This window comes from Shewanella polaris (assembly GCF_006385555.1).
In the GTDB taxonomy this organism is placed as follows: Bacteria; Pseudomonadota; Gammaproteobacteria; order Enterobacterales; family Shewanellaceae; genus Shewanella; species Shewanella polaris.
In genome coordinates this window covers 2,855,411-2,882,105 of sequence record NZ_CP041036.1, presented here as the reverse complement: position 1 = coordinate 2,882,105, position 26,695 = coordinate 2,855,411, and the positions used below count along the sequence as shown (strand labels likewise).

Below are 26,695 nucleotides of genomic sequence, written 5' to 3'. Positions count from 1 at the left end.
GATATGATAACCAAATTAATGTAGTGACAGACTTACCAAGTTACTCATGCTAACTGTAAAGGATATGACCTATGTTACTCGATACGCCTATTTGTGATTTTGGCTGGAAAGCACCTGATTTCACACTTAACACGCCTAATGGTGACGCTTTTACCATGAGTGAAAATTTGGGTAAAAAGGGCTTGTTAATTATGTTCATTTGTAATCATTGTCCCTATGTTAAAGCCATTGCGACTCGCTTAGCCGAGGATACAAAACAATTAATGGCCGAAGGCATTAATGTATTGGCAATAATGTCTAACGACTATGAAAATGTTGAAGCGGATTCGCCGCAGAACATGTTGCGCTTTGCTGAGTTGCATGGGTTTGAGTTTCCGTATTTAGTTGATGAAGACCAACAAGTCGGTAAACAGTATGGTGCTGTATGTACCCCTGACTTTTTTGGGTTTAATCACCTTGGTGAATTGCAATATCGTGGCCGTTTAGATGATGCACGTTTGCACGATGATCCAAATCGAGAACCTGAGCTTTTGAATGCCATGCAAATGATCGCTGGGATTGGTAAAGGCCCTAAGCAACAAACAGCCAGTATGGGGTGCTCAATTAAATGGCGCTAAATAGCTTTTAATTGAATGCAAACCTTGAAAAAACCTTTTTAAGCACAATAACAGGGTGACGATGTATTGATTTAGTTATCTTGTTAAACAATTGTATTTATTGTTAATTTTTTTTAGTTTTATGCTTTTCCTCGTTTGTTGTTCACGACTCTTTGTCGTGATTAACAGGGCAAGCTAATCGATAATATTATTATTTGATATCGTTAACTGCCAATCCTTTTAATGATTGTTAAAAAAGATGGAGCTCCACATGACTAATGCCATTATTGCTGATTTAGAAAAACGTTACACAACCAAACGCTATGATCCGACCAAGCGTATTCCAAAACAAGATTTAGCCGTGATTTATGAAGCAATGAGACTGTCACCTTCATCGATTAACTCTCAACCATGGAAATTTATCGTGATTGAAAGTGATGAGGCTAAGCAACGTATGTCTGACACGTTTGCCAATAAGTTTCAGTTTAACCAACCGCATATTAAAGCGGCATCTCATATCATATTGTTTGCTTATAATCCTAAGTATACCCGTGAAGATTATGCCAAGGTTGTTGATAAAGGCATTGCAGACGGTCGCACTAAACCTGCTGATCGTGAAGCTGCGTTTGGTGGATATGTATTTGTAGATTTAAATACCGACGAAGCTGGCAACAATGGTGCTTGGACAAAATCACAAACCTATTTAGCCTTGGGTAACACTATGCATGCTGTTGCACGTTTAGGTATCGATTCAACACCGATGGAAGGGGTTGATAGCGAATTGATAGGTCAAGTTTTTGAAACAGAATTGGGCGGCTATATTTGTGACGTGGCACTCGCGTTGGGTTATCACAGCTCGGAAGAAGATTATAACGCTGGGTTACCTAAGTCTCGTTTAGCGAAAGAACAAGTTATTCAAATATTGTAATGAATTGATCTTGGCTCGCAGCAATATAAAATTATTTACAGGCTATAAAAAACGGCTTAAACGTTTAACGTTTAAGCCGTTTTTTATCTTATTCTTTTAACTTAACTATTTTTATCATCAATACTTTTAGCGTAAATTCTTCTAACGTAAACAATGACCTCGGTTAAGGCTTATCAGTTTATCTAAAATGCGCTCGCCATCCATACGGATACCATTATGTTCATATTCTGAGGTGAGCCAATATTGTAGTTGTCCGACTTGTTGGGTAGTTTCTAAGCTGTATTGCATTTCCACAAACATGTCGTTGCTATAAATGGCTGCTGCCACAGGGACTTTATTATTAGCCAATTTTTCAAGGTCATATAAAGCTGGCCAGTCTTTCTTAGCGGCGATTAACTCTGCAGCAGGCTGCAAGGGAGTTAATGCTTCAAACTGGGCAAACATCCATGGATAAACCATTTCACCAGTAAACAACAAAGGTTTATCTGGATGGTAATTAAATTGGTCAAACTGCGATCGTACTCGATGAGCAGCCCACGATGACGCATTATGTTGACAGTAAATCGACTCATGCATTAAGGCAAAAATTGGATTGGTATTGTAACTAAGTAATTGACTGAATTGATGTGCAAATAACGGGTTTAAATCTTCACCGTGAGCCGTTTCTATTAACGCTTGTTCAAGCAAGTAATAAACCGCTTCAGGTCCTTGTTCCATGCCGATATTAACGCCTAATAACTGCAGCATTTCTACTGTCAGTTGTTCACCTGTTGCTAAGTAAACTTTGTTTCCATAAAGGTACTTGGCTAAGTTATCAACCAGTAATCTCGCGTCACTAAAACGATTAAAAAAGTCTTTGTTTTTAGCGATAACGCGTTGATATGTCGCTTGGTAAACTTCATCTGCAGTACGGGTCAGCGAAGGAATGCCACCAGTAATATAGGCTTCTTTCAAACCTTCTGGCGCGGCAGATAAATAATGCAATACACAAAATCCACCAAAGCTTTGGCCTAAAATGGTCCAGGGTTCGTCTGGTGACAATTTTGCGCGAATATACTCAGCATCGCGAATAATATTATCGGCACGAAAAAAGCTTAGATAGTCAGCTTGATCAGTGGAGCTCATGTCGCTTAAGCTGGTGGCATTGACTGGGCTTGATAATCCAGTGCCGCGTTGATCAAGCAGTAATACCCGATATTCTTTTAGTGCTCTTTTTATCCAACCGCTATTGCTAATCGGCCTTACGGCTCCAAAGCCTGGTCCGCCTTGAAAAAACACTAAGTATGGTAGCTTTTTATGTTGGTTTTCTATGCTGGATATTTCACGGGCGAAAACGGTAATTTGTTGACTTAGGTTTTGTTGGTAATCAAGCGGCACAGAGAAAAAATGTTTACGGGCAACGATGTCTGCTAAGGTGAGATCAATGTGCATATAATGGCTATTCCGTCGTTATTAATGATGTTACTAAATTTATCTTGTGGATATGATATATGAACGCATGTACGAGCGCGAACAAGGTTATTTAATTAGCCCGTTAATGATTAACAATCAGTCACTAGACGTAAATCACTTTAAAGAGCTATCTAGATCACATCTGCCTAAGTAGAATTAACGGATAATCAGCAAGTGTTTTTTAAAGAACGAGGTTGTCGATGAAGTATCAAATCATCCCCGTAACGCCTTTTCAGCAAAATTGTAGTGTCATTTGGTGTGAGAAGACCTTAAAGGCTGCGGTTGTTGATCCCGGTGGTAACATTGATCGGATTTTAGCTGAGGTGACTAAGCTAGGCTTACATGTTGAAAAAATACTATTAACCCATGGTCATATTGATCATGTCGGTGCCGCTGCAGCGTTATCGAAACAATTAGCTGTCCCGATTATTGGTCCGCACATTGCTGATAAATTTTGGTTAGATAATTTAGTCAAACAAAGTCAAAACTTCGGTTTTCCGCGTGTAGAAGCCTTTGAACCAAGCCAATACCTGAATGATGGTGACGAAGTGAATGTAGGTGAGCAACATTTGCAGGTGCTTCATTGCCCCGGACATACCCCAGGTCACATCGTTTTTTATGATAAAAAGGATAGTTTAGCTTGGGTGGGTGATGTGCTTTTTAGGGGCTCAATTGGTCGCACCGATTTCCCTGAATCTAATCATCAAGATTTACTTCACTCAATTACCACTAAATTGTGGCCATTAGGACAAAATATCAATTTTATTCCCGGTCATGGACCTATGTCGACGTTTGCCGATGAACGCCAAAACAATCCCTTTGTTGCTGATCAGTTATTTGATTAATATTTTGTTATAAAATCAGATCATTGAGGTTATTTTTAATCCCATGAATGATTGATTATTTGCATTGTAAAGCCAGTCTGTTAGCTTAATAGTCTGCGTTTATTATGATGGACAGTTCTCATGGTTCAACACCTTGTTGATTTACTCGATGCCTGGTTACCTACTTATCAAGAAGACTGGGTTGTAGCAGTGTTAACTCAAGTGCAAGGCTCTTCTTATCGCAAGCCTGGCGCTATCATGTTATTTCATCCTATGGGGAAAAGTTTAGGCATGCTAAGTGGAGGTTGCCTTGAAGCAGATCTCCGTCGTCATGCCCAACGAGCGATTCAAACCCAAGAAGTTATTCAATTAACCTACGATGCGACCGACGAGTCTGATACCAGTTATCAACTTGGTTGTGGTGGTATTGTCAATATTATGATGGTGTCGGTAAATAAAGCTAATAATTACTTAAGCTTACTGCACGTACACGATGCATTAATGCGGGGAGACAGCGGAATTTATCAGTTGGATATTGTCGATGACGGTGTATCGAGCAATAAGATATCGGGCTTATTTATTGAGCATCCAAATGATTCGGCCACACCAATAACCCTCAATACTAAAACCATTAAAGTGACAGAGCAGGGTAAAACCTTACTGCAGATCCCTTTGCGTCCTCCGGTGCATATTGGTATTTTCGGTGGTGGTTTAGACGCGCAACCTGTCGCACTAATGGCGCAAACCATGGGCTGGAAAGTCTCGGTGTTTGACGAGCGCACCGCTTATGCGCGTAGCTATGATTTTCCGGGTTGCCAAATTATCAAACAACCGACTGCCAATGTAACTAATCACTTACTCAGTGATTTAGATGCTGCTTTTTTGATGAGTCACAATCTGCAAATTGATGCCAAGACCCTTAAAGTATTGCAGACACAACCTTTAGCCTATATCTCGTTACTTGGGCCAGTGCACCGCCGCGATAAAGTATTAGCAATGGCTGATCTTAGTTTGGATGATTTTAGTGGTTATTTCTCCGCTCCTGCAGGGCTTGCATTAGGCGGTGAGCTTCCTGGTTCAATAGCATTAAGTGTTTTATCTCAGTGTCACGGGGTGCTATATGGCAGTCAGCTCACTAGTCTTGATAGTGTGATGCTGTAATGATGGGCATAATGAAGCCTAATATCGTTACCGTGATTTTAGCTGCGGGGGCTAGCAGCCGATTTAATGGCAGTAAAATAACGGCCAAAGTGCAGGGCGATCAAAGCTTGCTGGCCCATAGCATTACAACCCTAAATCAAGTGACAACCGCTGCAGGTATTCAAACACCTGCGGTGGTGTTGGGTGCACACCTTAATGACGAGATTATGGCAATAACTTCGACATCACATCGAATTATCAATCATGATTGGCAACAAGGATTATCCAGCTCTGTTAAACAGGCTGCTCAATATGCTATTGATCATCATGCAGAGGCTTTATTGCTGGTGTTGGCCGACCAAGTGGCGATAACCGCTCAAGATTATACTCGGCTTGTTGATGCTTATTACCAAAATGGTCTAAGTAGTTGTGCTTTTTATCGGGAAAATGTTGGTGTACCCGCTATATTTTTAGCAGAGGATTTTGCCGCGTTAATGTCTATTGAAGGTGATAAAGGCGCTAAAAGTATATTAAAACACCATGAAAAAAATAACAGTTTGAACATATTGACTATGGAACAAGCCCAATTTGATATTGATACCCCAGCTGATTTAACGCGTTGGTTAGATCAAGTGAGTTAAGTTTCGGCCCAATTAAGGAATGATTATGACAACCTCAACACAAAAATTAATGGTCAATGGTAAGGATTTTACCCTTGATGCCGATCCTAATATGCCTGTGCTATGGGCTTTGCGTGACATACTTGGTTTAACGGGCACTAAATTTGGATGTGGTGCAGGTTTATGTGGCGCGTGTACGATTCATGTTGATGGCAGTCCGATGCGCGGTTGTTTAACCAGCTTAAAGCAAGTGCAAGGCAAGCAAGTTACCACCATTGAAGGCCTTGAGACCGAACAGTTAAAGCAAGCTTGGCTGGAACACAATGTGCCTCAATGCGGTTATTGTCAGGCGGGGCAATTGATGTCTGCGGCTGCATTATTAAAAACCACAGCTAAACCTTCTGAGGCACAAATTGACGATGCAATGTCGGGCAATATTTGCCGCTGTGGTACTTACCCACGTATTAAAGCGGCGATAAAATCGGCTTCGGAGGCATAACCATGACTACATTTACTGCAGTTGAAAATATCAGTCGCCGTCATGTACTTAAACTATTTGGCGCTGTTGGCGGCGGATTGGCCCTCGGCACATCCAGTTTAGCATGGAGCCCAATGGCGCTGGCACAAGACAAACAAGCTTTAATGAATCTATTTGTTGCTATTGGTGAAGACAACAAAGTCTATTTAACCTGTCATCGCTCTGAAATGGGTCAAGGTATTCGAACCGGTATCCCGCAAATTTTAGCTGATGAATTAGAAGCTGATTGGGATAAGGTTGTGGTGGTGCAAGGCCTAGCAGATAAACGTTATGGCAGCCAAAATACTGATGGTAGCCGCAGTATCCGTAAGCATTACCATCGCATGCGTCAAATGGGTGCCACCGCTCGTACTATGTTAGAACAAGCGGCGGCACAACAATGGAAAGTGCCTGCTGCGGAGGTATATGCCAAAGCTCATAAAGTGCATCACAAAGGCAGTAACAGAAGCCTTGCTTATGGCGATTTAGCACTGGTAGCGTCGACATTGCCAATGCCAGAATTAGACTCAGTGGTGTTAAAAAATGCTAGTGATTTTACTCATATTGGCAAGTCACACACTATTGTCGATATGGATGCGATGCTAACGGGTAAAGCGATATATGGATATGACATTAAGCTAGATGGCATGTTGTACGCTAGTATTACTCGCCCACCAGTATTAGGCAGTGATGTGGTAAGTGTTGATGACACCAAAGCCCGCAGTATTGCCGGCGTGGTTGATATCATTACCTTGCCAGCACCACAAGGTGCACCGTTGTTTCAACCTTTGGGCGGCGTAGCTGTAATCGCTACCAACAGTTGGAGTGCGATTGAAGCGCGCAAAGCATTAACGATTACCTGGTCTAAGTCGATTAATGATGGTCATGATTCAGAATTATATTTACAAGGCTTGGTTGAGCGAGTTAACCAGCCTGGGAAAGTAATACGCAAACTCGGTGATTCGATCACTGAGTGGCCTGCAGAGCAAACCGTTAATGCAGTGTACACAGTCCCTTACTTAACCCACGCCATGATGGAGCCACCCGTTGCAACTGCAAATGTGACGGCCGATGGCTGCGAATTATGGGCATCGAGCCAAACGCCGCAAAGTACTCAACAGAATGTAGCTGGAGCATTAGGGCTTAAAGAAGAGCAGGTTACGGTTAATGTGACCTTATTGGGCGGCGGTTTTGGACGTAAATCCAAACCTGATTTTAGCGTAGAAGCAGCTATTTTATCGCAAAAGTTAAACAAGCCTATTAAGGTGTGTTGGAGCCGCGAAGATGAAATTCAAAATAGCTATTACCATGCGATTAGTGCGCAAATGTATCAGGCAAAACTTGATAACAACAATATGCCAATCGCATTGTTAGCGCGGACTGGTTTTCCATCTATTAGTTCAACATTTGCTGAGGGCGTAGAATATCCGTCGGCTGGTGAGTTAGATTTAGGTTTTAGTGATGTACCATTAGCGCTGGGACATGTTCAGTTGGAAGCGGTAAAGGCGGAGGCACATACCCGTATCGGTTGGATGCGCTCTGTGTGTAACATTCAACACGCTTTTGGTATGGGAAGTTTTGTTGATGAGTTAGCCGTTAAAGGTAATAAGCCTTGTATACAAATGTGGCGTGATCTTTTGGGTAAACCACGGATAGAAACATTTGAAAACCAAGCTTTTAAATACGGTAACTATGGTGAGGCGTCAGGGGATCATCCCGTGGATGTGGGTCGATACCTTAAGGTATTAGATACACTTGAAACTGCGTTAGCTAATGCGCCTAAAGCGGCTAAAAACCAAGGCTGGGGTATGGCTATTCATCGCAGCTTTGTGAGTTATGTTGCTGTTGCTACCTTGGTTGAAGTTGTCGATAAGCAGCTTAAGGTGATTAAATCAATAGCAGTGATGGACGCTGGTACTGTGATTAATCCTGATCGGGTTAAATCTCAATTAGAGGGCGCGATTATTTTTGGTTTAAGCCTCGCTATGATGGGCGAAATTAGCTTTAAAGAGGGTAAGGTTGAACAATCAAACTTTCATGATTATCCGTTATTACGTATGCCACAAAGTCCAGATATTGAAACGTATGTTATCGAGTCTACCGCAAAACCAGCGGGTGTCGGTGAACCCGGTGTGCCACCTGTTGCGCCAAGTTTAACGAATGCAATTTTTGCAGCGACCGGTGCAAGATATCGCGATTTACCGCTCAATAAATATTTATCCGTTTAGCCATTTACGTGAGCTGTAACACTTAAGTCTTACTCATTTAAGTCGATAATTATTAAGCCTAATGCCTAAGTATATTCGTACTTAGGCATTGTTATTGCCTCAAGGTTAACATTTTAAAAAATACGGCTATAAGATGGCAAATGAATCTGAATAACCTGGATCTTCTATAATATTGATTGACGTTTGTGCGGGTGCTGTCCGTTTATGTCGTTTTGTTGTCACTTTTGAGATAATGGCAAGTTGCCTTAGGAAGCTTATATGAAGCAAATCCAGTTTAGAAAAATTGATGCTATTTTGATTAAATTAAGCCTCAATGGAAAATTTTGGGTGGTGTGTTCACTTGTTGCATTGATCACCAGTGTTATTGCATTATTGAATTACCAACAAACTCAAGAATTAATTGAGCAAACATCGTTACAACGTGCTCAAGCAAGTGTTGACAGTTTCGCCTCGGTTGCCAATAACCAAGATTTACATAATGATGCCCTTAAACAATTTGCACAAGATAACCAATTGCAGTTAACGAGTCGTGATAACACGGTTAGAAGTGGTGATGTGGTAACGACGTCTGCAAGCGTTGGCGATAAGTATTTAACTAAAAGTCAAAATGTTCAGCAATGGGAACAAGAGCCGCTAAGCCAAACGAATTTAATGTTGATTTTGGCTTTGGTTGGTTTATTGCCGTTATTTCAACTGAGCTATTGGATTTCCACCTCATTAGGGGGAGGCTTATGGGATATTTACCAAGCAATTAAACGTTTAGCTGATGGTGACTTAACCGTTAGGTTAAACTTTTTTGGTTCTGATGATTTCAGTTTAATTGCTAATGAAATTGATCGCAGCGCAGATAACATGAGTGAAATGGTTGGTGCTATCCGCAGTAATGCTGAAACCTTGGCTGTTGCCGCTAACGAGTTTAATCATCAAGCCAGTACCAATGACGAACTAATTGACCAACAACACCATTTCTTAGATTCAGTGGCTCACGCCATGGATCAAATGACGACGGCCATTGCCGATGTGTCACATCATGCAAGTGATGCCTCATTAAATACTAAGCAAAATGCTACACACATAGGTGAAAGCCAAAGTAAGATTAATGATGCGGTTAAACGTATTAGTTATTTATCTGAACGTATAGCTGAAGCATTTTCATCTGTAGAGCAACTCTCCCGCGATGCTACCCAAATTAATGATGCCGTTACCACCATTGATAGTATTTCTGAGCAAACAAATTTATTAGCATTAAATGCTGCTATTGAAGCTGCTCGTGCTGGGGAGCAAGGTCGTGGTTTTGCGGTCGTGGCGGATGAAGTACGTACTCTTGCTGGGCGGACACAAAAAGCAACCGTAGAAATTCAAAAAATGATTGAAGGTTTACAACAAGGTTCCAAAAAGCTCACCACTATTACTACTGTTATTGTGACAGAAGCCGATCAAGGTAGTGCGAGTATTAAAGCTGTCGGTGATGATATTACTCATATGGCTGATTCTATTAATGCGGTGTTTGATATGAGTAGCCAAATAGCTGCTTCGGCAGAACAACAGAGTGTGTCTGCCGGTGATATTGCCATGCAACTTAATCAAATTCGTCAGCAATCGGATACTATTCGTAGTACTTCCAAGCAAGCTGGTATATTAGCTCAAGATTTGAATAAATCTTCTAAAGGTTTAGGGGTAATTTTAAGTCAATATAAAATTTAGTTTAGTCTGTCTTACCTTATCATAGAGGATTATTGATATTTTTTTGATTAGCTTGAAATAAAGTACTAAGGTAGCAGGTCTGTTAATAAGTTGTTAGGCTGAATTAATGACTGATTTAAGTTAACCGCATTTAATTTAATCCGTTCGCTTAACAACGTTTATTTTTATAACAGCATGATTAGATACCGATGAATAACAACCGCTTGGATACCTTCATGGTAAACTTGTTTCGGTGCTTTATTGTATGATCAGGCAAACGTCATTTAGGAGTATCAATGATCATTACCTCAACGCGCGTAATCGTGCTGACTTTAACCAGTTTAATATTTAGTACCAGTGCTGCGATAGCGGCTTCGCAAAATATAATGGTGTTAAATACCCAAGGACTACCAGCAGAAAACATGGTGGTGTACCTACTGCCAAGCAATCCAGCCCATATTGTTGCCAGAAAATCATCTAAAAAAGCTGAAGTTCATCAAAAAGATAAGCAGTTTTCCCCCTATATTACTATTGTGCAAAAAGATAAGGATGTGGCTTTTGTCAATGAAGACGATATTACTCATCATATTTATTCGGCACTTGGTCCGAAACGTTTTGCATTTAAATTACGTCATAATCAAGAACAACAAGTTCTGAGATTCGAGCAAACAGGACATGTGTCGATGGGGTGTAATATTCATGATTGGATGTCGGGCCATTTGTTGGTTGTCGACACCCCTTTTTATGCAGTGACCAATCCACAAGGGCAGGTGACATTTGCAGATTTACCCGCCGATGACTTCAAGATTGTTGTATGGCATCCACAATTAAAATTGACAGATAATCAACAAGCCAAAATGTTCCATTTACCCAGTGATAACACTATTACTATCTCTTTACAGGGTGAATTTGATAGTATTCCGGAACAGAAAAGTTTAGATGAATTTGAATTTTTAGAAGGATACTAGTATTGGCATTTTTTAATCGCCTACAAACTCGGATTTTTGCTTTTTTTGTCCTGTTAATTATTGCTGTATTAAGCTTGTCTTTTTGGTTGTCTTATCAAGCAAATCAAAGATTAGAGCAACAATATGTGGCGAGCCAACTTGACGTCGCCAGTCTTGTTTTTGAATCGCAATATGATAATCGAAGCTATTATTTGGCGGCATTCGCAGCGACGGCAGCAAAAGACTTCGGCTTAAAAGATATTTTTATTGATGGTGATAACCGTAGTTTTTTAGTTGCACTCAATAATCATCGTAGTCGAATCAATGCTTCGCTTGCAATGGCAGTATCTGCGGAAGGTAAGATTATTGGTCAGCTGGTCGCATCACAAACAGACAAGGGCCGTGAAGTGGTTGCTTTGGGCTCTGAGCAAAATAGTACGTTTCGCTATCTGTTAGGTTCTGAGTTTGAAACATTAAGTCCATTTTATTTATTAGATAATAAGTTATATCAAATTAAGTTTTCTCCACTCACCAGTGGTGGCAATAGTGTTATCGGTTGGGTTGGATTTGGTTTTCTCGTCGACGATGCATTGGCCAATTCGTTGTATAAACTCACTGGGTTAAATAGTGGTTTTATCCTAACCTCGGCGGATAAGATGACGACAATTGGCCACTCTGGTGAGTCGTTGTCAAACGATGAAAGCATGTTGTTATCCAGCTATATCACTGATCAAAAAAGCAATCTCGATTATATCTTGTGGAAACAGTCTTTGGGTGATGTTGATGGACAAGCTCTGCATGCTTACATGTATAAATCGCGTTCAGACTTACTGGCTTCCATAGACTCGCAGTGGTTACAACAAGTGGCAGTGCTGGTATTAATGTTACCCGTTTCTTTGTTATTGGCATTTTTGATTTCGGGCAGTATTACTCGACCGATTAAACAATTAATTGCCCAAGCCCGCTTTATTGCCAAAGGTAATTACGACTCGAATGTTACTGTCGACTCAAGTGTTGAGTTACAACAATTAGCTAACGAGTTTACCTCAATGCAGCAAGCTATTTTAGCGCGTGAAAAAGCCATTGAGCATCAAGCGTTTCATGACCCGTTAACCAATTTAGGTAACCGCAACGAATTACAGCGCAACATTGAACCTTGGTTGGTGTCAGGTTCAAAAATGGGACTGTGTTTAATTAATATTCGCCGTATGACCGAAATTAATGTCACTTTAGGTCATGAAGTGGGTGATGAAGTGATTAAAGAGGTGGCTAAGCGTCTATGTGAGATTAATTCTGATGCCTTTGCTTACCGATTGTCAGGTGATGAATTTGTTCTGGCATTTAAGCATTGTGAGCATCAATCGTTCGATGTTTTGTTATCCAAGTTACAGCAACAGATTGGTCAAGATTATCATTACAAAGATGTGATGTTACATTTGCAGTTTACTGCTGGCGTGAGCTTTTATCAGCCTAATATCGATATTGTAACCTTACTAAGACAAGCCGATACCGCCTTGCAGCACGCTAAAGTAAATAAGCGTGATTACCAGATCTATGATGCTAATATTGATAAAAATAGCATTGAACGTTTTCAATTAATTAATGAACTCAAAGTGGCTATTGAGCAAAATCAGTTAGTATTGTATTACCAACCAAAATTAAACTTAGCCAAACAAAAAATCACCCATGTTGAAGCATTAGTTCGTTGGGACCATCCTGCTAGAGGCATTATTCCACCCGATACGTTTATTCCTATTGCTGAAAAAACCATGCAAATGGATGCGTTGACACGTTGGGTTATTACCGAAGCAATGGCTCAATATCATCGCTGGCAATTATTGGGCATTGATATGTGTATTGCCGTTAATATTTCGGCTGAAAATTTAAAAGATGAGCAATTTTGCCATTGGGTCATTAATGCACTCGCGGAGCATCATGTTCCTGTAGCTGCAATGACGTTAGAGATCACCGAGGATGCGGTCGTATCAGATCCTGAACTGGCGATAAAGCAGCTCACATTATTACGAAATAATGGACTGACACTATCGATAGATGATTATGGTACGGGTTATTCTTCACTGGCACAGTTGAAGCAATTACCGGTTGATGAGCTAAAAATTGATAAGTCATTTGTGCAAAAGTTACTAGAAAATCAAGCTGACCAAATTATTGTGCAATCAACACTACAACTTGCTCATAACTTGGGGCTTAAAGTGGTTGCCGAAGGCATCGAAGACAAGGTTACGTTAGAGTGGTTAACCGATCTAAACTGCGAAATGGGCCAAGGATTTTACTTGTCTCGCCCGCTCCCAGAACGACAGTTTAATGATTGGTTAACACAATCAGATTATCAATAGGAGAGTGACTATTATTTGCCCGTCATATACAAGGATAGTGTGCTGTTTACTGTTTTTGAGTAGCAGTGTTTATGCCGACTCTATTGAACTGAAGGATGTTGAGCATGATCTCACTGGTGTGATTGATGTTCGTGCCGGTTATGCAGATACCATCGATTCTTATCTAGAGGGTGGATTGGGCAAGTTTGGCGCTGACAATGGCGCACAAATAGCGTTATCACAACTAGGATTAAATTATCACATCCAATGGGGTGATGCTTGGTCGAGTCGCATTGTGGCTAATGGCTATGTTGATGGGATCAATAATGGATTGGGCATCACCGAAGCGTTGATCCGTTATCGTGATATTCCAAGTGAATCGGGCATTCGCCTTGATGTACAATTTGGTCTGATGTACCCGAAAATCTCGTTAGAAAATGTTGCAACAGCTTGGGCATCGCCTTACACGTTAAATTACTCAACGTTAAATAGCTGGCTCGCTGAAGAAGTCAGACACATTGGTTTATCGACAACCATTGAGTCTTTAGGCAAGTATCGTCAGTCAGAGCATGATTTTTCATTAACAGCTGAAGCCTTTATGTTTAACGATACCACTGGTGCCATGTTGGCTTGGCATGGTTGGACTCAAACCTCAAGACAAACATTAGTGCAAGAAACGCTTCCCATCGCAGCCATTCCAGCAATGGAAACTGGCGGTATGTTAGAGGCTCAAGCTGCTAATTCGGATCCTTTTACTGAACTTGACGATCGTATTGGTGGGCATGTGTTAGCCAAGTGGACTTGGCGTAATAAAGGCAGTGTTCAAGCAGGTTATTATGACAATAATGCTAACACGCTTATCGTTAAACAAGGTCAATATGTGTGGTTGACTCAGTTTGGTCATGTTGGCACAAAATGGCGTTTACCTTACGGAATAAGCTTAATTGGTCAATTTATGCAGGGTTCTACCTTGATGACCAACACAGAAGGTTATCCTGTGGTTGATAATGATTTTCAATCGGGATATATCTTACTCAGCAAGCGTTGGTCGCAACATAGAGTTAATATTCGTGTTGAAGATTTTTCTGTCACCGATAATGACAGTACGCCATATGATAATAACAACGAAGATGGCCAATCATTGACACTGGCTTACCAGTACCAATTAGACCGACCATGGTTTATTCAATTTGAGTACAATCTTATCGATTCAAATCGACCCGCTAGAGCTTACCTTAATGAATCTATTGATTTAGTCGAACAACAATGGCAATTATCCAGCCGCTATTTCTTTTAGATCACTTGAACATAAAATCTATATAAACTAAAACCATTTTTTCTGCTGGTGCGATGCTACTTTGCAAGCACTCTAAGCATAAAGAATAGGCATAGAGAGTTGTCATAGTGACTGGTCGTTGAGATTAGCTGAGAGGGTGTTCTGAAGGCTGATCCGCTACTAAAAATGCGCTAGAAGTAAGATGAACTTATCGCTTTTATGGTTTTTAGTAGCGAAGTAATCGAATTGATACGTTATTTGGTTAACCTATGACTAAGTTATTTAACTTATATTAGCTTTTCGCTAAAGGTGCTCCAAATTGGCGCGTGATCTGATGGTTTATCAATACCGCGTAAATCGTAATCCACGTCAGATTCAATTAAGCGTGGGACCATAGATTCAGTCACCAAAATAACGTCTATTCGTAGGCCACGGTTATCAACAAAGCCTTTGCTGCGATAATCAAACCATGAATAACGTTCTGTACGAGTTGGGTGTAATTGACGAAAACTATCGATAAATCCCCATTGTTCTAGGCGCGCTAACCATTCACGTTCTTCAGGTTGGAAGCTACATTTACCCGATTTTAACCAACGCTTGGCGTTAATATCACCAATACCAATGTCTAAATCGGTTGGCGATATATTAATATCACCAATAATCGCAATGTCTTCACTAGGATTATGATGCTTTTCTAAATACAGCATTAAGTCTTGATAAAACTTACGCTTAGCCGGATATTTTGTTTCGTGATGAATACTTTCACCTTGAGGGAAGTAGCCATTGAATACCGTTAATATACGGCCATTGTCTTGCTTGAACTGGCCAATGATCAGGCGACGTTGGGCGTCTTCATCATCGGTTTCAAAACCTTTAATAACACAAATAGGTTCTATTTTTGACAGCATCGCCACACCATAATGTGCTTTGCCACCATGATAATGAACTTTATAACCCATAGCTTCTACGTCAGCGACAGGGAACGCGTCATCATGTACTTTGGTTTCTTGCAAACCAATAATATCCGGTGAATGGCTGTCGATCAGTGCTTGTAATTGATGTAAACGAGCACGTATCCCATTAATGTTAAAAGACACTATTTTCATTATGGAAGTACTCGCTTAAATGGTTTAACGATGACACTTTTGTATACGCCAGCGGCGATATAAGGGTCTACATCGGCCCAAGCTTGGGCATCTTCTAGTGAAGAGAACTCGGCAACAACTAAAGAACCAGTAAAACCCGCTTCTCCAGAGTTTTCATTATCAATTGCAGGATGTGGTCCGGCAGTTAATAAACGGCCTTCATCGGCTAAAGTTTGTAAACGGGCTAAATGTTCAGTACGAACAGATAAACGTTTTTCTAAACTGTTTTCGACATCTTGAGATGAAATCATATACCACATATAGCATCTTCCTTTACTTGATCTTGTTGATTGATTATTGACCATCAGTTGGTTGTGAGTTGTCTTCTTCCATATTTTTATACAGATAGACTACCGTAATAACAGTGTTAATTAAGGTGAGGGCTGTTAAGCCAAAGACTTTAAAGTTAACCCAAGTTTCTAAAGGTAAATTGAACGCAATATAAATGTTGGCGAATCCACATAAAACAAAAAATCCAACCCAATACCATGTAAGTTGAGCCCATATTTTATCGTCAACTTTCATTTCTTTACCTAACATGCTCTTAAGCGCAGGTTTGCCCATCATTTGAGAGACAATTAACCCAATAGCAAACAAGGCGTAAACGATGCTGACTTTCCATTTGATAAAGGCATCATCATGGAAAAACAGTGTAAGAGACCCAAAGACAGTCACCAAGGCGAATGTGGCCAAATGCATTTTTTCAATGTGTTTATAAAGCAGATAAGTGATGACGAGTTGAATTGCTGAAGCAGCAATCAATACTGCTGTTGCAGTATAAATGTCATAGAGTTTATATACAGCGAAAAAAATGACTAAAGGTAAAAAATCTAACAGTTGTTTCATAACGATCTCAGGTTAGAAAAAGAGGCTGATGATGTGGCATTACCACCGTAATAATCATCGATTGTAGCATGATGTTATCCCTATTCACATTAGGGTCTGTTGATCTTTCAAGGTTGTTTTTGCAGCGAATTGTTGGTCATTTGTACAAGGCAGAGACTTTGTGGTGTAGTTATTCTACATAAAAAGTCGATAACGCAGTAAAAATGACCAACAAACGCTGCCCGAAGGGTTCGGCTAAAAACGTTTTACTCTTTGTTGAGCGAATTTAGCTTAGATTGCTAGGCAGCAATCCGCTCGCCTCGATTAAAACGTTTTTATCTCGAACAAAATTTAACCTGCAAAGATCAACAGACCCTAACAAGGATAGCGAAAAATGATTAATCATCGGCCATCTTGCAAGGGAATGTTAACGGCAATCTTCAGCGAGATCGATGATTGTCCGTGCCTTATATATGCTCCAGTGAATCATTTTTTATGTGTTGTTATTTAGGCTGAGTAAGTCTTGGTTGTCACTTTTTAAACGGTGTTTGATGTCAGTCGCGCTTTTGTCCCCATTCGTAGTAAAGCTATAGCGTTCTTGACTGCTGATATTCAGCATTGAAAACTTAACCCGTATTATGGACGGATTAATACCTGAAAAAAGAGCCGAATTAACGGCTCTTTTTGGGCTATGGTTATCAAAAAGTGTCTAGGTTGCGGCTTTCATTGTCGCGGTAAATTCAGCAAGTTTGGCCAATAAGGTGACTTCATCATGTTGGTGTGCAGCAATAATCTTAACTACAGCTGAGCCTGAAATAGCACCTGCAGCGCCTGCTTTGATGGCCGCACGTACTTGTTCTGGTTCTGCAATACCAAAACCTAATAGCGGCGGCGGTGCATTAAATTCAGCCAGCTGTGCCAGAATGTTTTCAATAGGTTGACCTGCTTTTGATTCAGTACCCGTGACGCCCGCACGTGATAACAGATAGGTGTAACCTTCACCTTGTTCACTGACCATTTTTAAGGTGTCAGAATCTGCATTAGGCGGTGCAATAAAGATAGGTGCAATACCGTGAGCTTTAGCAGCTTTACTAAAAGGTGCTGACTCTTCAACTGGTACGTCGGCAATCAATACTGAATCAACACCTGCTGCCTGTGCTTTGGCATAAAACACATCAATACCATTAGCAAAAACTAGGTTGGCATACAGTAATAACCCAATCGGCAGATCAGGGTGTTGGACACGAATTTTAGTGATGATATCAAAGCAATCACTTGGGGTGGTACCTGCGGCTAAAGATCGCAAATTTGCACCTTGTATTACGGGGCCATCGGCTAATGGATCTGAAAATGGAAATCCTAATTCAAGGGCATCAGCGCCATTATCCACTAAGGTTTGAATAATTTTTAACGATAATTCAGGGCTCGGATCGCCAATGGTCACAAAAGGAACAAACGCACCTTTATCTTGTGCTTTCAGTGCAGCAAATGCTGTTTGATAACGGTTACTCATTGCCGCTCTCCTGTGTTTTTTGTTTGGCTTCTAAAATATCAGCCACAGTAAAAATATCTTTGTCACCACGGCCAGATAAATTAACCACTAAAATGGTTTCTTTAGTGGCTTCTTTTGCCATGCGTACGGCATAGGCGAGGGCATGGGCAGACTCTAATGCGGGAATAATGCCTTCGCAGCGAGCAAGTGTTTGAAACATCTCAAGCGCTTCATCATCAGTAGCTGACTCATAACGTGCACGACCAATAGAATTTAAATACGCATGTTGTGGTCCTACCGATGGGAAATCAAGTCCGGCAGAAACCGAATATGATTCTTCAATCTGACCGTCACTATCTTGCATTAATGGCGATTTCATTCCAAAGAAAATCCCGGTTTTACCATGTTTAAGTGGTGCACCGTGCATCGGGGTATCAATGCCTTTACCGGCAGGTTCTACACCAATGAGTTCTACTGATGGTTCATCAATAAAATCAGCAAACATGCCAATAGCGTTTGAGCCACCGCCTACACAAGCGATAACGGCATCTGGTAAACGTCCTTCTCTTTCAAGAATTTGCTTTTTAGTTTCTTCACCTATCATCCGTTGGAATTCACGGACAATAGTTGGAAATGGATGCGGGCCGGCTGCTGTGCCCAATAAGTAATGGGCTTTATCATAGCTGCCTGACCAGTCGCGCATGGCTTCGTTACAGGCATCTTTTAAGGTTGAAGAACCCGATGTTACTGGAATCACTTCAGCGCCCATTAATTTCATGCGGAACACATTTGGAGATTGACGTTCAATGTCTTTTGCGCCCATGTAAACTTTACATTTTAGCCCCAAAAGTGCACAGGCTAGGGCTGTGGCCACACCATGTTGGCCAGCACCTGTTTCGGCAATAATTTCTTTTTTACCCATTCGCTTAGCTAACAGAGCTTGACCTAATACTTGGTTGGTTTTATGAGCACCGCCGTGGAGTAAGTCTTCACGTTTTAGGTAAATTTTTACCAGAGGATTTGGACTTAAATTTCGGGTGAGGGTTAGCGCTGTTGGGCGTCCGGCATAGTTTTTCAATAAATCGGTAAATTCAGCAATAAAGCTTTCATCTTGTTGAGCTTCAACAAAGGCGGTTTCGAGTTGCTTTAATGCAGGCACTAAAATCTGTGGTACGTACATACCGCCATATTCGCCGAAATAAGGGTTAAGCTTGAGCTCGGTCATAAATATTCCCTTCGAGTAATCATGTTTTTAACTAAAAATAGTGTCGTAAATATAAAATTAATTACGGCGTAATTGGGTAAATGCGGCAATGAGTTTTTGGTGGTCTTTATGTCCAGGGCTAGATTCTACTCCTGAATTTAAGTCGACCCCATAAAATCCTTGCTGGCTTGCAAGATAAACATTGTCTGGGGTTAATCCACCCGCCAACATCGCATCTTGTTTATCATCAATATCGGCTTGCCAATTAAATGTTTGTCCTGTGCCGCCAAATTGTTGTGCTGATTTGCTATCGTATAAATAACGATTGGCACCCGCTGGCTTTTGGCTCATTTCGCCACTTTGACTATCAACAGCGACGGCTTTCCAAATCTCAGTGCTGAGTTGTTGTTGAGCCAGTAATGCTGTTAACTGTTTTATTTCAAGTTCAGTTTCATCGCCATGTAATTGCACCGCAAATAATTCAAGTGTTTTAGCTAAGGTGGCAATGTCAGCAACAGGATGATTAACAAATACCCCCACCATATTTAAGCCAATATTGCGTTGGTGCATTTGCGCGACTAACTCAGTTGCCGCTTCTGGAGTAACCGCTCTTGGTGATTTAGGATGGAATATTAATCCGCCAAACACGGCACCTGCCTTTGCTACTGCCTCAATATCGTCAATTTGAGTTAAACCACAGACTTTATTGTTACCAAAAACAAGTTGTCTGCACGCTAAATCAATATCGTGTTGCGCCATAATAGAACTGCCAACAAGGTAACCGTCTACTAATGGATTTAAACGACGAGTTTGCTGGTGGTTGTAAATTCCCGATTCGCTTATCACTACTCTGTCTGCAGGGATCTGTGGTGCTAATAACTCTGTTGTCGCAAGATCCGTGCTTAAGTCGCGTAAATTGCGGTTGTTAATACCAATAATCGGCGCATTAAGATCAATTGCCCGAGCCAATTCAGCTTCGTTACTGACTTCGGTTAAGGCATCCAATTGATATTTTGCGGCTTCATCGGCTAATAAACTATATTGTGCATCATCAAGTACTGACAACATCAGCAATATAGCATCTGCGCCTTGATGGGCTGCCAATTTCACTTGGTATGGGTCGACAAAAAAGTCTTTACAGATAATCGGTTGAGTTACCCTTGCGCGCACTTTTGGAATGTAGTCCATGTCACCTTGGAAAAACTGTTCGTCGGTGAGCACTGAAATACCTGCAGCGTAATGAACATAAATATTTGCAATGGCTTCAACATCAAACACTGGACGAATAAGACCTTTAGAAGGACTGGCCTTTTTACATTCAAAGATGAACTGAGCATTGGGCGCTTTTAGGGCGTCATATAAACTACGATCTGATATTTTAGGCTGTAAACTGGCTTCTGGGAAACGCAGTTTAAGTGCGGCAATATGTGCCGCTTTTGTATCAACAATACGGGTTAATACATTACTTTCTGGCTTACTCATTATGTTCTCCAGCTTGGCTCGCGGCAGCTAAATCGGTTAATAAGGTAAAGGCTGCACCGCCCGCTAGCGTATCAAGCGCTAGTTGAGTGCCCGCTTGAACGGAGTCGCAAACACCACAGATATACAAAGCACAACCGGCATTAATGGCCACCGCATCTCGATGAGCAGGCAGGCCTTTGCCTTGCAAAATGGCTTGGGTTATTAAGGCATTGTCTGCCGGTTCGCCACCTGTTAGCTGTGCTATGTCTGCACGTTCAACCCCTAGATCTTCAGGGCTCAGCTGGTAAGTACGCACTACACCGTCTTTTAGTTCTGCCACATGAGTATTATCGTGAAGGGCTACTTCATCTAAGCCACTGCCATAAACCACCATAGCGCGTTTTACCCCAAGGGCATGCAGCACGTGGGCAATGGGTTCAATAAGTTCAAGTGTGTAAACACCTAGTAACATAAACTCTGGGCTGGCAGGGTTAATTAGCGGGCCTAGCACATTAAAAATGGTTCGCGTTTTTAACGCTTGCCTTACTGGCACTGCATGTTTAACTCCACCATGGTAATGCGGTGCGAATAAAAAGCATAAACCGAGTTTATCTAAACATTGGCTTGCTGCTTCTGGTTCCATGGTGAGTGCGATACCGCAATGAGACAATAAGTCGGAAGAACCAGACTTACTTGATACGCTGCGGTTACCGTGTTTTGCCACTTTTGCGCCCGCTGCAGCAGCAACAAACGCGGCAGTGGTTGATATATTAATGGTGTTGTAACCATCACCGCCCGTACCAACAATATCAACAATACCAGTGTGTTTTGAGGCATCGCTACGTGGGAATGGTTTGGCTGCTTGGCGTAATGCGTCCGCGGCTCCGGCTATTTCATCAATGGTTTCGCCGCGCATTTTCAGTGCAACTAACATACCCGCCATTGTTGCTGGTTGCATGTCACCTTGAATAATAGCGCTAAACACTTGTGCCATTTGCTCGCGATCTAACGACTTACCTTGGTAAAGGCGGTCAAATAAAGCTTGTAGATTATCCATTATGCGCCTCCAGCAAAAGTATGCTCTTGGGTTAAATATGCCAATGTTTGTGTCAGTAATTGGCTGCCTAATGTGGTTAAAATGGATTCTGGATGAAATTGAAAACCGATTGCTTGATCTTGTGGGTGCTGTATTGCCATTGGCATGCCATCTGTTGTGGCAATAATGTCTAAGCATTCAGGTACTATTGTCGCCACTAAGCTATGATAACGGGCAACTGGTAATGGTGAGGGTAAATTGGCAAATACACCTTGACCATTATGGAAGGTTGGACTGGCTTTACCGTGGACCACAAATGGCGCGCGCTCAACTTTTCCGCCATAGTATTCAACCATTGCTTGTTGACCTAAACAAATGCCAAGCATCGGCACTTTTCCTGCCACTTTACCTATTAACTCCATCATGCAGCCTGCTTCATGAGGCGCACCTGGCCCTGGCGATAATACTAATGCTGTTTTACCAGTTTCATTCATTAGCTTTTTAGCGACATAATCGGCACTGACATCATTACGATAAATGATCACTTCACAGCCAAGACTACGGAATTGGTCGACGAGGTTGTAAGTAAACGAATCGAAGTTATCGAGTAAGTATATTTTCATCTGTTGATCAGTTTGTGTGGTTGCGTTGCTCATAGACCACCTCCCATTTTTATCGCTGAGATCACCGCTTGGGCTTTTTGACGAGTTTCATCTGCTTCGGCTTGGGGATCTGAATCAAACACCACTCCTGCACCCGCTTGTATATGGGCAACATCATTTTTAACAAAAGCGGAACGAATAACAATGCAGGTGTCCATATCGCCTAAACCATTGAGGTAACCTACTGCGCCACCATAACTACCACGGCGAGCTTGTTCTGCTTGGCGAACTAATTGTGATGCACGTACTTTTGGTGCGCCAACTAAAGTGCCCATGTTCATACAGGCTTGATAAGCGTGTAGGGCATCTAAATCTAAGCGTAACTGACCGGTAACGCGACTGACTAAATGCATCACATGCGAATAACGATCGACTTTTAATAGTTCTGTGACTTTACGGCTACCGCTTTGGCTGATGCGGGCGATGTCATTACGAGCTAAATCGACCAGCATTAGATGTTCAGACAACTCTTTCTTATCTAAACGCAGTTCAAGTTCGATACGGCTATCTAGGTCGAAATCAATTTCACCTTGGGCATTCTTGCCACGCTGACGTGTACCAGCAATGGGGTAAACTTCAACTTGATTACTGGCGGCATCGTATTTAAGGGCACTTTCTGGTGATGCGCCAAATAAGGTGAAGTCAGGGCCTCTGAAATAGAACATATAAGGGCTTGGGTTGGTGAGCCTCAATGCTCGGTATGCCCCAATGGTATTAGGGCATGGTAGGCTGAAACAACGAGATGGCACCACTTGAAAAATATCACCTGCGACAATGTGTTCTTTTAAATCAATAACCGTTTGCTTAAATTGTTCGTCAGTAATGTTGACTATTGCGTCGGTCGCTACTGGTACTAACGGCTCAATATCATCTAATTGTGCACATTGCTGTATGACATGTTGAACTTGCTGAGAGAGTTGATTTTTAATGTCTGTATCTTGACTGAATTGATGAGTGACAATCTCAGCTTGTTGAGTTTGGTGGTTAATTAGAATAAGTGTTTCAGCAAGATAGAATAAGTAATCGGGGCAGTCATTGTGCGCATTGGGTGCTGCTGGAAGTGGCTCTACGGTATCAATTAAGTCATATGCTAATACGCCACCTAAAAATAAATCTTCAAATTTAAGCGGATTGTTGGTTTGAATGTGTTTGATAAACATTCTTAAGCCATCAAGAGGCGACGTCGACTTTAAGCGTGCATCTTCGTCTTGTAATTCGGTGGCCTTTTTTAAGGTAATGACTAAGGTATCATTATCCCGTTGTTGCTCTGCATCACTGAAAAATTTGGCAATTGGCACTAACAAGGCCACGCCATTGTGAGTTAACGCATTAAACGTGAGTTGATAACCGTCACAACGGATCATCATCGCAGCATGAGTTAATACAATGCTTTTTAAGTGGTCTTTACTTTCGACCTCAGCTGATTCTAATAACATGGTATGCGGCGCGTTGCCGGTAACTTGCTGATACAGCTTTAGCGGATCAGTGTGGTAGGTTAACGGCTGTGTTTGCGTGGTAACCTGAGCGAGCTGATTTAGTTTGGTCATTGTTGTAGTCACTGTGTAGCCGCTCCCTGTGTCATTGTATTATTCATTTGTTGGCCTTTAAATGTAGTGAAACCCGAGTGACAATGTTGAATGGGCCAAATAACAAGAAAGCCCACATCTCTGCGGGCTTTCTGGTAAAATCTTGTCTCTTAAAAATGAGCACAACGCTTCACACAACCCGTTAATTTGGGAAGTGCCACCACCAAGTAATGTGTAATGAAGCAAAACAGTGTGTCATTGTTAATAGCATCTTGAGTTGGTATTTAATACCTATAGGAAAACCCAGCTGGAGATTAATGTCAATTGAATATTTCTCAAAAGTTGTTAAAAAATGATAATCAGGATAAATCTGGTCTATTTATTGAGCGTTTTAACTAACTAAAGAGCAAAAAAGTTATCAATTGCCATCATTTATTCATAAATCCAAGCAGTATTTATACCGCTACTCTTGTACAATAACCATATGATTACAGAGACTCTCTTGGCCGATCTTCACAGCCACACGACCGCATCAGATGGTCAACTAACACCAACAGAATTATTAACTCGCGCTATTGAAAAAGGCGTTGAGATGTTTGCTATTACTGATCACGACACTGTCGGCGGATTAGCAGAAGCGCATCTTGCTAATAAAGCACATGAGACGCCTTTAAAACTCATTAACGGTTGTGAGATTTCAACTCGTTGGAACAGTTTTGACATTCATATTGTTGGATTAAACTTGGATATTGCTCACACGGGATTGCTCGAGTTTTTAATTCATCAACGCCAATTGCGTGAAGTGCGAGCCCAAGAGATCGGCGAACGTTTAGCTAAAGCTGGTATTGAAGGCGCCTATGAAGGGGCCAAAGCTATTGCAGGCGATGCCGCACTGAGTCGAGGTCATTATGCTAGATGGCTAGCTAATAATGGGCATGCTTCAGATATGCCTAGTGTATTTAAACGTTATTTGGCACGCGGTAAAACGGGCTATGTACCCAATAATTGGGGCGACATGACCAATGCGATAGAACATATTCATCAAGCGGGTGGCGTAGCAGTATTAGCCCACCCTAGCGGTTACAAATTATCGGCCAAATGGCTTAAACGCTTAGTGCGTGAATTTGCAGAGGCCGGTGGCGATGCGATTGAAGTTATTTTAGGCCAGCAAACATTAGACGACCGTAATAATTTGATCGCATTAAGTAAGCAAAATAACCTACTTGCTTCTGTGGGGAGCGATTTTCACTTTCCCAGTAATTGGATCGAGCTAGGTAAAAACTTATTCCAACCTCAAGGTGTGGAATGGGTTTGGCAATCACAACATTGGACGGAAAGAGCATGAGTCAATTTTTTTATATTCATGATGAGAACCCACAAGCTCGGTTAATAAACCAAGTGGTGGATATTCTTAAACAAGGCGGAGTCATTGTTTATCCTACAGACTCAGGTTATGCATTAGGTTGTATGATTGGTGAAAAAAATGCCATGACGCGTATGGCACGTATCCGCCAGATTGAAAACGACGCTAATTTTTCATTAATGTGCCGGGATTTATCTGAGTTGGCTAATTTTGCCCGCGTTGATAACCAAGCATACCGTCTATTAAAAAGCTGTATGCCTGGGCCATATACGTTTATTTTCAAAGCGACAAAAGAAGTACCTCGTCGTTTACAATGTGACAAAAAACGTACCATTGGTATCCGTGTTCCGAATAATATTATAGCGTTGGCAATACTTGAAGCATTGGGTGAGCCGATGATGACCACCAGTTTGGTGATGCCAAATGAACAATTTGCCGAGTCAGATCCAGAGCATATTCGCGATATACTCGATCACCAGGTAGACGGTATAATTCATGGCGGTTATTTACCTGAAAATCAAACCACTGTAATTGATATGTCTGAAGGTGAAATGGTGATATTACGTCATGGTGCTGGCGATACCAGTGCATTTGAATAAACTCACACTATTGATAAATAGACAAGGATAAACATGCAAGGCAGTCAGCAAAGCCTGCCATTGGCAGTAATACGTGGCGAAGTGCTTGAAAGCATGCCGTTAGACTTGTTTATTCCACCAGAGGCCTTAGAGGTGTTTCTTGAAACATTCGAAGGCCCACTGGATCTATTATTATATCTGATCCGCAAGCAAAAATTGGATGTGGTTGATTTACCCATCCAACAAATTACCCAACAATATTTAATTTATATCGACATTCTTACTGAAGCTCGGATAGAACTTGCTGCCGATTATTTGGTGATGGCGGCAACGTTGGCAGAGATTAAATCGCGGTTATTATTGCCTAAAATGGCTAATGAAGATGACGAGGAGGAAGATCCTCGTGTGGTACTTATACGGCAATTAAAAGCCTATGAAGTGATCAAACAAGCGGCTGCTGATATTGATGCATTACCGCGTATTGAGCGCGATGTATTTCAGGCATCTGTTTCTGCCGCGCCAGATATTAAACCAGTGATAGTGCCGCCTGATGTCTCGTTGGTGGATATTGCCCGTGCGTTTGGCGAAGTGCTGAAACGCATTGATGCCAACGAAGATCATCATGTTAAACGTGAACATTTATCAACACGGGAACGTATGAGCCAAATTTTAGCTAAGTTATCCAGTACTGAATACATTGGTTTTGAGTGCTTGTTTGATGTCAGCGAAGGCCGTGCTGGTGTTGTGGTGAGCTTTTTAGCCCTAATGGAGTTAGTCAAAGAGTTATTAGTTGAGCTAGTACAAAATGAACCCTTTTCGCCAATTTATGTAAAAGCTTTTTAACTCACTTATATTC

Annotated in this window: 24 protein-coding genes; 14 read left to right on the top strand and 10 right to left on the bottom strand. The window is 41.5% G+C overall.

Going from position 1 to position 26,695, the window contains the following annotated elements; translation table 11 throughout:
* The first annotated feature begins 71 nt into the window (after positions 1–71).
* Positions 72–617 carry a thioredoxin family protein gene (locus FH971_RS12575; RefSeq protein WP_137226701.1) on the top strand — a complete coding sequence of 182 codons (546 nt, stop codon included), beginning with the start codon at positions 72–74 and terminating at the stop codon, positions 615–617.
* Between the two features lie 250 nt (positions 618–867).
* The gene (locus FH971_RS12570) at positions 868–1,524 is read left to right on the top strand and encodes a nitroreductase family protein (protein ID WP_140234517.1); all 657 of its coding nucleotides are present in this window, start codon (positions 868–870) and stop codon (positions 1,522–1,524) included.
* A 141-nt stretch (positions 1,525–1,665) separates the two neighbouring features.
* On the opposite strand, the gene FH971_RS12565 is transcribed toward FH971_RS12570, so the two are convergent.
* Positions 1,666–2,955 carry an alpha/beta fold hydrolase gene (locus tag FH971_RS12565; RefSeq protein WP_140234516.1) on the bottom strand — a complete coding sequence of 430 codons (1,290 nt, stop codon included), beginning with the start codon at positions 2,953–2,955 and terminating at the stop codon, positions 1,666–1,668.
* 221 nt (positions 2,956–3,176) lie between these two features.
* On the opposite strand from FH971_RS12565, the gene FH971_RS12560 reads away from it, so the two are divergent.
* From FH971_RS12560 to FH971_RS12520, 9 genes are all read left to right on the top strand, one after another.
* Positions 3,177–3,821, top strand: coding sequence for an MBL fold metallo-hydrolase (locus FH971_RS12560; RefSeq protein ID WP_140234515.1), 645 nt, complete (start codon positions 3,177–3,179; stop codon positions 3,819–3,821).
* A gap of 120 nt (positions 3,822–3,941) precedes the next feature.
* Positions 3,942–4,961 (top strand): XdhC family protein, encoded by a 1,020-nt coding sequence (locus FH971_RS12555; protein WP_140234514.1) that lies wholly within the window; start codon positions 3,942–3,944, stop codon positions 4,959–4,961.
* Positions 4,962–4,972: 11 nt separating this feature from the next.
* On the top strand, positions 4,973–5,581 hold the full coding sequence (locus tag FH971_RS12550; RefSeq protein WP_167496016.1) for a nucleotidyltransferase family protein: 609 nt from the start codon (positions 4,973–4,975) through the stop codon (positions 5,579–5,581).
* Positions 5,582–5,606: 25 nt separating this feature from the next.
* A complete protein-coding gene (locus FH971_RS12545) occupies positions 5,607–6,059 on the top strand; it encodes a (2Fe-2S)-binding protein (RefSeq protein WP_140234512.1) in 453 nt (150 codons plus the stop codon).
* Positions 6,060–6,061: 2 nt separating this feature from the next.
* Positions 6,062–8,305, top strand: coding sequence for a xanthine dehydrogenase family protein molybdopterin-binding subunit (locus FH971_RS12540; RefSeq protein ID WP_140234511.1), 2,244 nt, complete (start codon positions 6,062–6,064; stop codon positions 8,303–8,305).
* A 258-nt stretch (positions 8,306–8,563) separates the two neighbouring features.
* Positions 8,564–10,009, top strand: a complete 1,446-nt coding sequence (locus tag FH971_RS12535; RefSeq protein ID WP_140234510.1) for a methyl-accepting chemotaxis protein — start codon at positions 8,564–8,566, stop codon at positions 10,007–10,009.
* Positions 10,010–10,284: 275 nt separating this feature from the next.
* Positions 10,285–10,956 carry a cupredoxin domain-containing protein gene (locus tag FH971_RS12530; RefSeq protein ID WP_240778298.1) on the top strand — a complete coding sequence of 224 codons (672 nt, stop codon included), beginning with the start codon at positions 10,285–10,287 and terminating at the stop codon, positions 10,954–10,956.
* A 2-nt stretch (positions 10,957–10,958) separates the two neighbouring features.
* Positions 10,959–13,292 (top strand): EAL domain-containing protein, encoded by a 2,334-nt coding sequence (locus FH971_RS12525; RefSeq protein ID WP_140234509.1) that lies wholly within the window; start codon positions 10,959–10,961, stop codon positions 13,290–13,292.
* Between the two features lie 55 nt (positions 13,293–13,347).
* Positions 13,348–14,568 carry a hypothetical protein gene (locus FH971_RS12520; protein ID WP_240778297.1) on the top strand — a complete coding sequence of 407 codons (1,221 nt, stop codon included), beginning with the start codon at positions 13,348–13,350 and terminating at the stop codon, positions 14,566–14,568.
* Positions 14,569–14,834: 266 nt separating this feature from the next.
* Here FH971_RS12520 and xthA read toward each other — a convergent pair whose 3' ends face one another.
* The 9 genes from xthA to FH971_RS12470 form a co-directional block, all read right to left on the bottom strand.
* Positions 14,835–15,653: an exodeoxyribonuclease III gene (gene xthA, locus FH971_RS12515; protein ID WP_140234507.1), complete on the bottom strand. Its 819-nt coding sequence runs from the start codon at positions 15,651–15,653 to the stop codon at positions 14,835–14,837.
* A complete protein-coding gene (locus FH971_RS12510) occupies positions 15,653–15,952 on the bottom strand; it encodes a YciI family protein (RefSeq protein ID WP_140234506.1) in 300 nt (99 codons plus the stop codon). The genes xthA and FH971_RS12510 overlap by 1 nt, the downstream gene beginning before the upstream one ends.
* 34 nt (positions 15,953–15,986) lie before the next feature.
* Complete coding sequence (locus tag FH971_RS12505) at positions 15,987–16,538, bottom strand: septation protein A (protein ID WP_137226713.1); 552 nt, start codon at positions 16,536–16,538, stop codon at positions 15,987–15,989.
* A gap of 688 nt (positions 16,539–17,226) precedes the next feature.
* Positions 17,227–18,030 carry a tryptophan synthase subunit alpha gene (gene trpA / locus FH971_RS12495; RefSeq protein ID WP_140234505.1) on the bottom strand — a complete coding sequence of 268 codons (804 nt, stop codon included), beginning with the start codon at positions 18,028–18,030 and terminating at the stop codon, positions 17,227–17,229.
* On the bottom strand, positions 18,023–19,234 hold the full coding sequence (trpB, locus tag FH971_RS12490) for a tryptophan synthase subunit beta (protein ID WP_140234504.1): 1,212 nt from the start codon (positions 19,232–19,234) through the stop codon (positions 18,023–18,025). The genes trpA and trpB overlap by 8 nt, the downstream gene beginning before the upstream one ends.
* A 57-nt stretch (positions 19,235–19,291) precedes the next feature.
* Positions 19,292–20,695, bottom strand: coding sequence for a bifunctional indole-3-glycerol-phosphate synthase TrpC/phosphoribosylanthranilate isomerase TrpF (trpCF, locus tag FH971_RS12485; RefSeq protein WP_140234503.1), 1,404 nt, complete (start codon positions 20,693–20,695; stop codon positions 19,292–19,294).
* Positions 20,688–21,731: an anthranilate phosphoribosyltransferase gene (gene trpD, locus FH971_RS12480; RefSeq protein ID WP_140234502.1), complete on the bottom strand. Its 1,044-nt coding sequence runs from the start codon at positions 21,729–21,731 to the stop codon at positions 20,688–20,690. Before trpD ends, trpCF begins: the two co-directional genes overlap by 8 nt.
* Positions 21,731–22,333 carry an aminodeoxychorismate/anthranilate synthase component II gene (locus tag FH971_RS12475; RefSeq protein ID WP_140235590.1) on the bottom strand — a complete coding sequence of 201 codons (603 nt, stop codon included), beginning with the start codon at positions 22,331–22,333 and terminating at the stop codon, positions 21,731–21,733. The genes trpD and FH971_RS12475 overlap by 1 nt, the downstream gene beginning before the upstream one ends.
* Before the next feature lie 29 nt (positions 22,334–22,362).
* On the bottom strand, positions 22,363–23,919 hold the full coding sequence (locus tag FH971_RS12470) for an anthranilate synthase component 1 (protein ID WP_140235589.1): 1,557 nt from the start codon (positions 23,917–23,919) through the stop codon (positions 22,363–22,365).
* Positions 23,920–24,382: 463 nt separating this feature from the next.
* Here FH971_RS12470 and rnm point away from each other — a divergent pair, with 463 nt between their 5' ends.
* Genes rnm through FH971_RS12455 form a run of 3 tightly spaced genes read left to right on the top strand, consistent with a single transcriptional unit; the run spans position 24,383 to position 26,682 of the window.
* Positions 24,383–25,243 carry an RNase RNM gene (rnm, locus tag FH971_RS12465; RefSeq protein WP_137226718.1) on the top strand — a complete coding sequence of 287 codons (861 nt, stop codon included), beginning with the start codon at positions 24,383–24,385 and terminating at the stop codon, positions 25,241–25,243.
* Complete coding sequence (locus FH971_RS12460; protein ID WP_137226719.1) at positions 25,240–25,860, top strand: L-threonylcarbamoyladenylate synthase; 621 nt, start codon at positions 25,240–25,242, stop codon at positions 25,858–25,860. The genes rnm and FH971_RS12460 overlap by 4 nt, the downstream gene beginning before the upstream one ends.
* A 33-nt stretch (positions 25,861–25,893) precedes the next feature.
* Positions 25,894–26,682, top strand: coding sequence for a segregation and condensation protein A (locus FH971_RS12455; RefSeq protein WP_140234501.1), 789 nt, complete (start codon positions 25,894–25,896; stop codon positions 26,680–26,682).
* Positions 26,683–26,695 lie beyond the last annotated feature (13 nt).

Excerpts from the sequence above, each read along its gene's own strand:
- FH971_RS12455 (WP_140234501.1), top strand. The coding sequence starts at position 25,894 with ATGCAAGGCAGTCAGCAAAGCCTGCCATTGGCAGTAATACGTGGCGAA.
- FH971_RS12475 (WP_140235590.1), bottom strand. The coding sequence starts at position 22,333 with ATGAAAATATACTTACTCGATAACTTCGATTCGTTTACTTACAACCTC.
- trpA (WP_140234505.1), bottom strand. The coding sequence starts at position 18,030 with ATGAGTAACCGTTATCAAACAGCATTTGCTGCACTGAAAGCACAAGAT.
- FH971_RS12510 (WP_140234506.1), bottom strand. The coding sequence starts at position 15,952 with ATGTGGTATATGATTTCATCTCAAGATGTCGAAAACAGTTTAGAAAAA.
- FH971_RS12550 (WP_167496016.1), top strand. The coding sequence starts at position 4,973 with ATGAAGCCTAATATCGTTACCGTGATTTTAGCTGCGGGGGCTAGCAGC.
- FH971_RS12565 (WP_140234516.1), bottom strand. The coding sequence starts at position 2,955 with ATGCACATTGATCTCACCTTAGCAGACATCGTTGCCCGTAAACATTTT.
- rnm (WP_137226718.1), top strand. The coding sequence starts at position 24,383 with ATGATTACAGAGACTCTCTTGGCCGATCTTCACAGCCACACGACCGCA.
- FH971_RS12545 (WP_140234512.1), top strand. The coding sequence starts at position 5,607 with ATGACAACCTCAACACAAAAATTAATGGTCAATGGTAAGGATTTTACC.
- trpCF (WP_140234503.1), bottom strand. The coding sequence starts at position 20,695 with ATGAGTAAGCCAGAAAGTAATGTATTAACCCGTATTGTTGATACAAAA.
- FH971_RS12460 (WP_137226719.1), top strand. The coding sequence starts at position 25,240 with ATGAGTCAATTTTTTTATATTCATGATGAGAACCCACAAGCTCGGTTA.
- FH971_RS12575 (WP_137226701.1), top strand. The coding sequence starts at position 72 with ATGTTACTCGATACGCCTATTTGTGATTTTGGCTGGAAAGCACCTGAT.
- trpB (WP_140234504.1), bottom strand. The coding sequence starts at position 19,234 with ATGACCGAGCTCAAGCTTAACCCTTATTTCGGCGAATATGGCGGTATG.
- FH971_RS12470 (WP_140235589.1), bottom strand. The coding sequence starts at position 23,919 with ATGACCAAACTAAATCAGCTCGCTCAGGTTACCACGCAAACACAGCCG.
- FH971_RS12530 (WP_240778298.1), top strand. The coding sequence starts at position 10,285 with ATGATCATTACCTCAACGCGCGTAATCGTGCTGACTTTAACCAGTTTA.
- FH971_RS12505 (WP_137226713.1), bottom strand. The coding sequence starts at position 16,538 with ATGAAACAACTGTTAGATTTTTTACCTTTAGTCATTTTTTTCGCTGTA.
- FH971_RS12560 (WP_140234515.1), top strand. The coding sequence starts at position 3,177 with ATGAAGTATCAAATCATCCCCGTAACGCCTTTTCAGCAAAATTGTAGT.
- FH971_RS12535 (WP_140234510.1), top strand. The coding sequence starts at position 8,564 with ATGAAGCAAATCCAGTTTAGAAAAATTGATGCTATTTTGATTAAATTA.
- xthA (WP_140234507.1), bottom strand. The coding sequence starts at position 15,653 with ATGAAAATAGTGTCTTTTAACATTAATGGGATACGTGCTCGTTTACAT.
- FH971_RS12540 (WP_140234511.1), top strand. The coding sequence starts at position 6,062 with ATGACTACATTTACTGCAGTTGAAAATATCAGTCGCCGTCATGTACTT.
- FH971_RS12555 (WP_140234514.1), top strand. The coding sequence starts at position 3,942 with ATGGTTCAACACCTTGTTGATTTACTCGATGCCTGGTTACCTACTTAT.
- FH971_RS12570 (WP_140234517.1), top strand. The coding sequence starts at position 868 with ATGACTAATGCCATTATTGCTGATTTAGAAAAACGTTACACAACCAAA.
- trpD (WP_140234502.1), bottom strand. The coding sequence starts at position 21,731 with ATGGATAATCTACAAGCTTTATTTGACCGCCTTTACCAAGGTAAGTCG.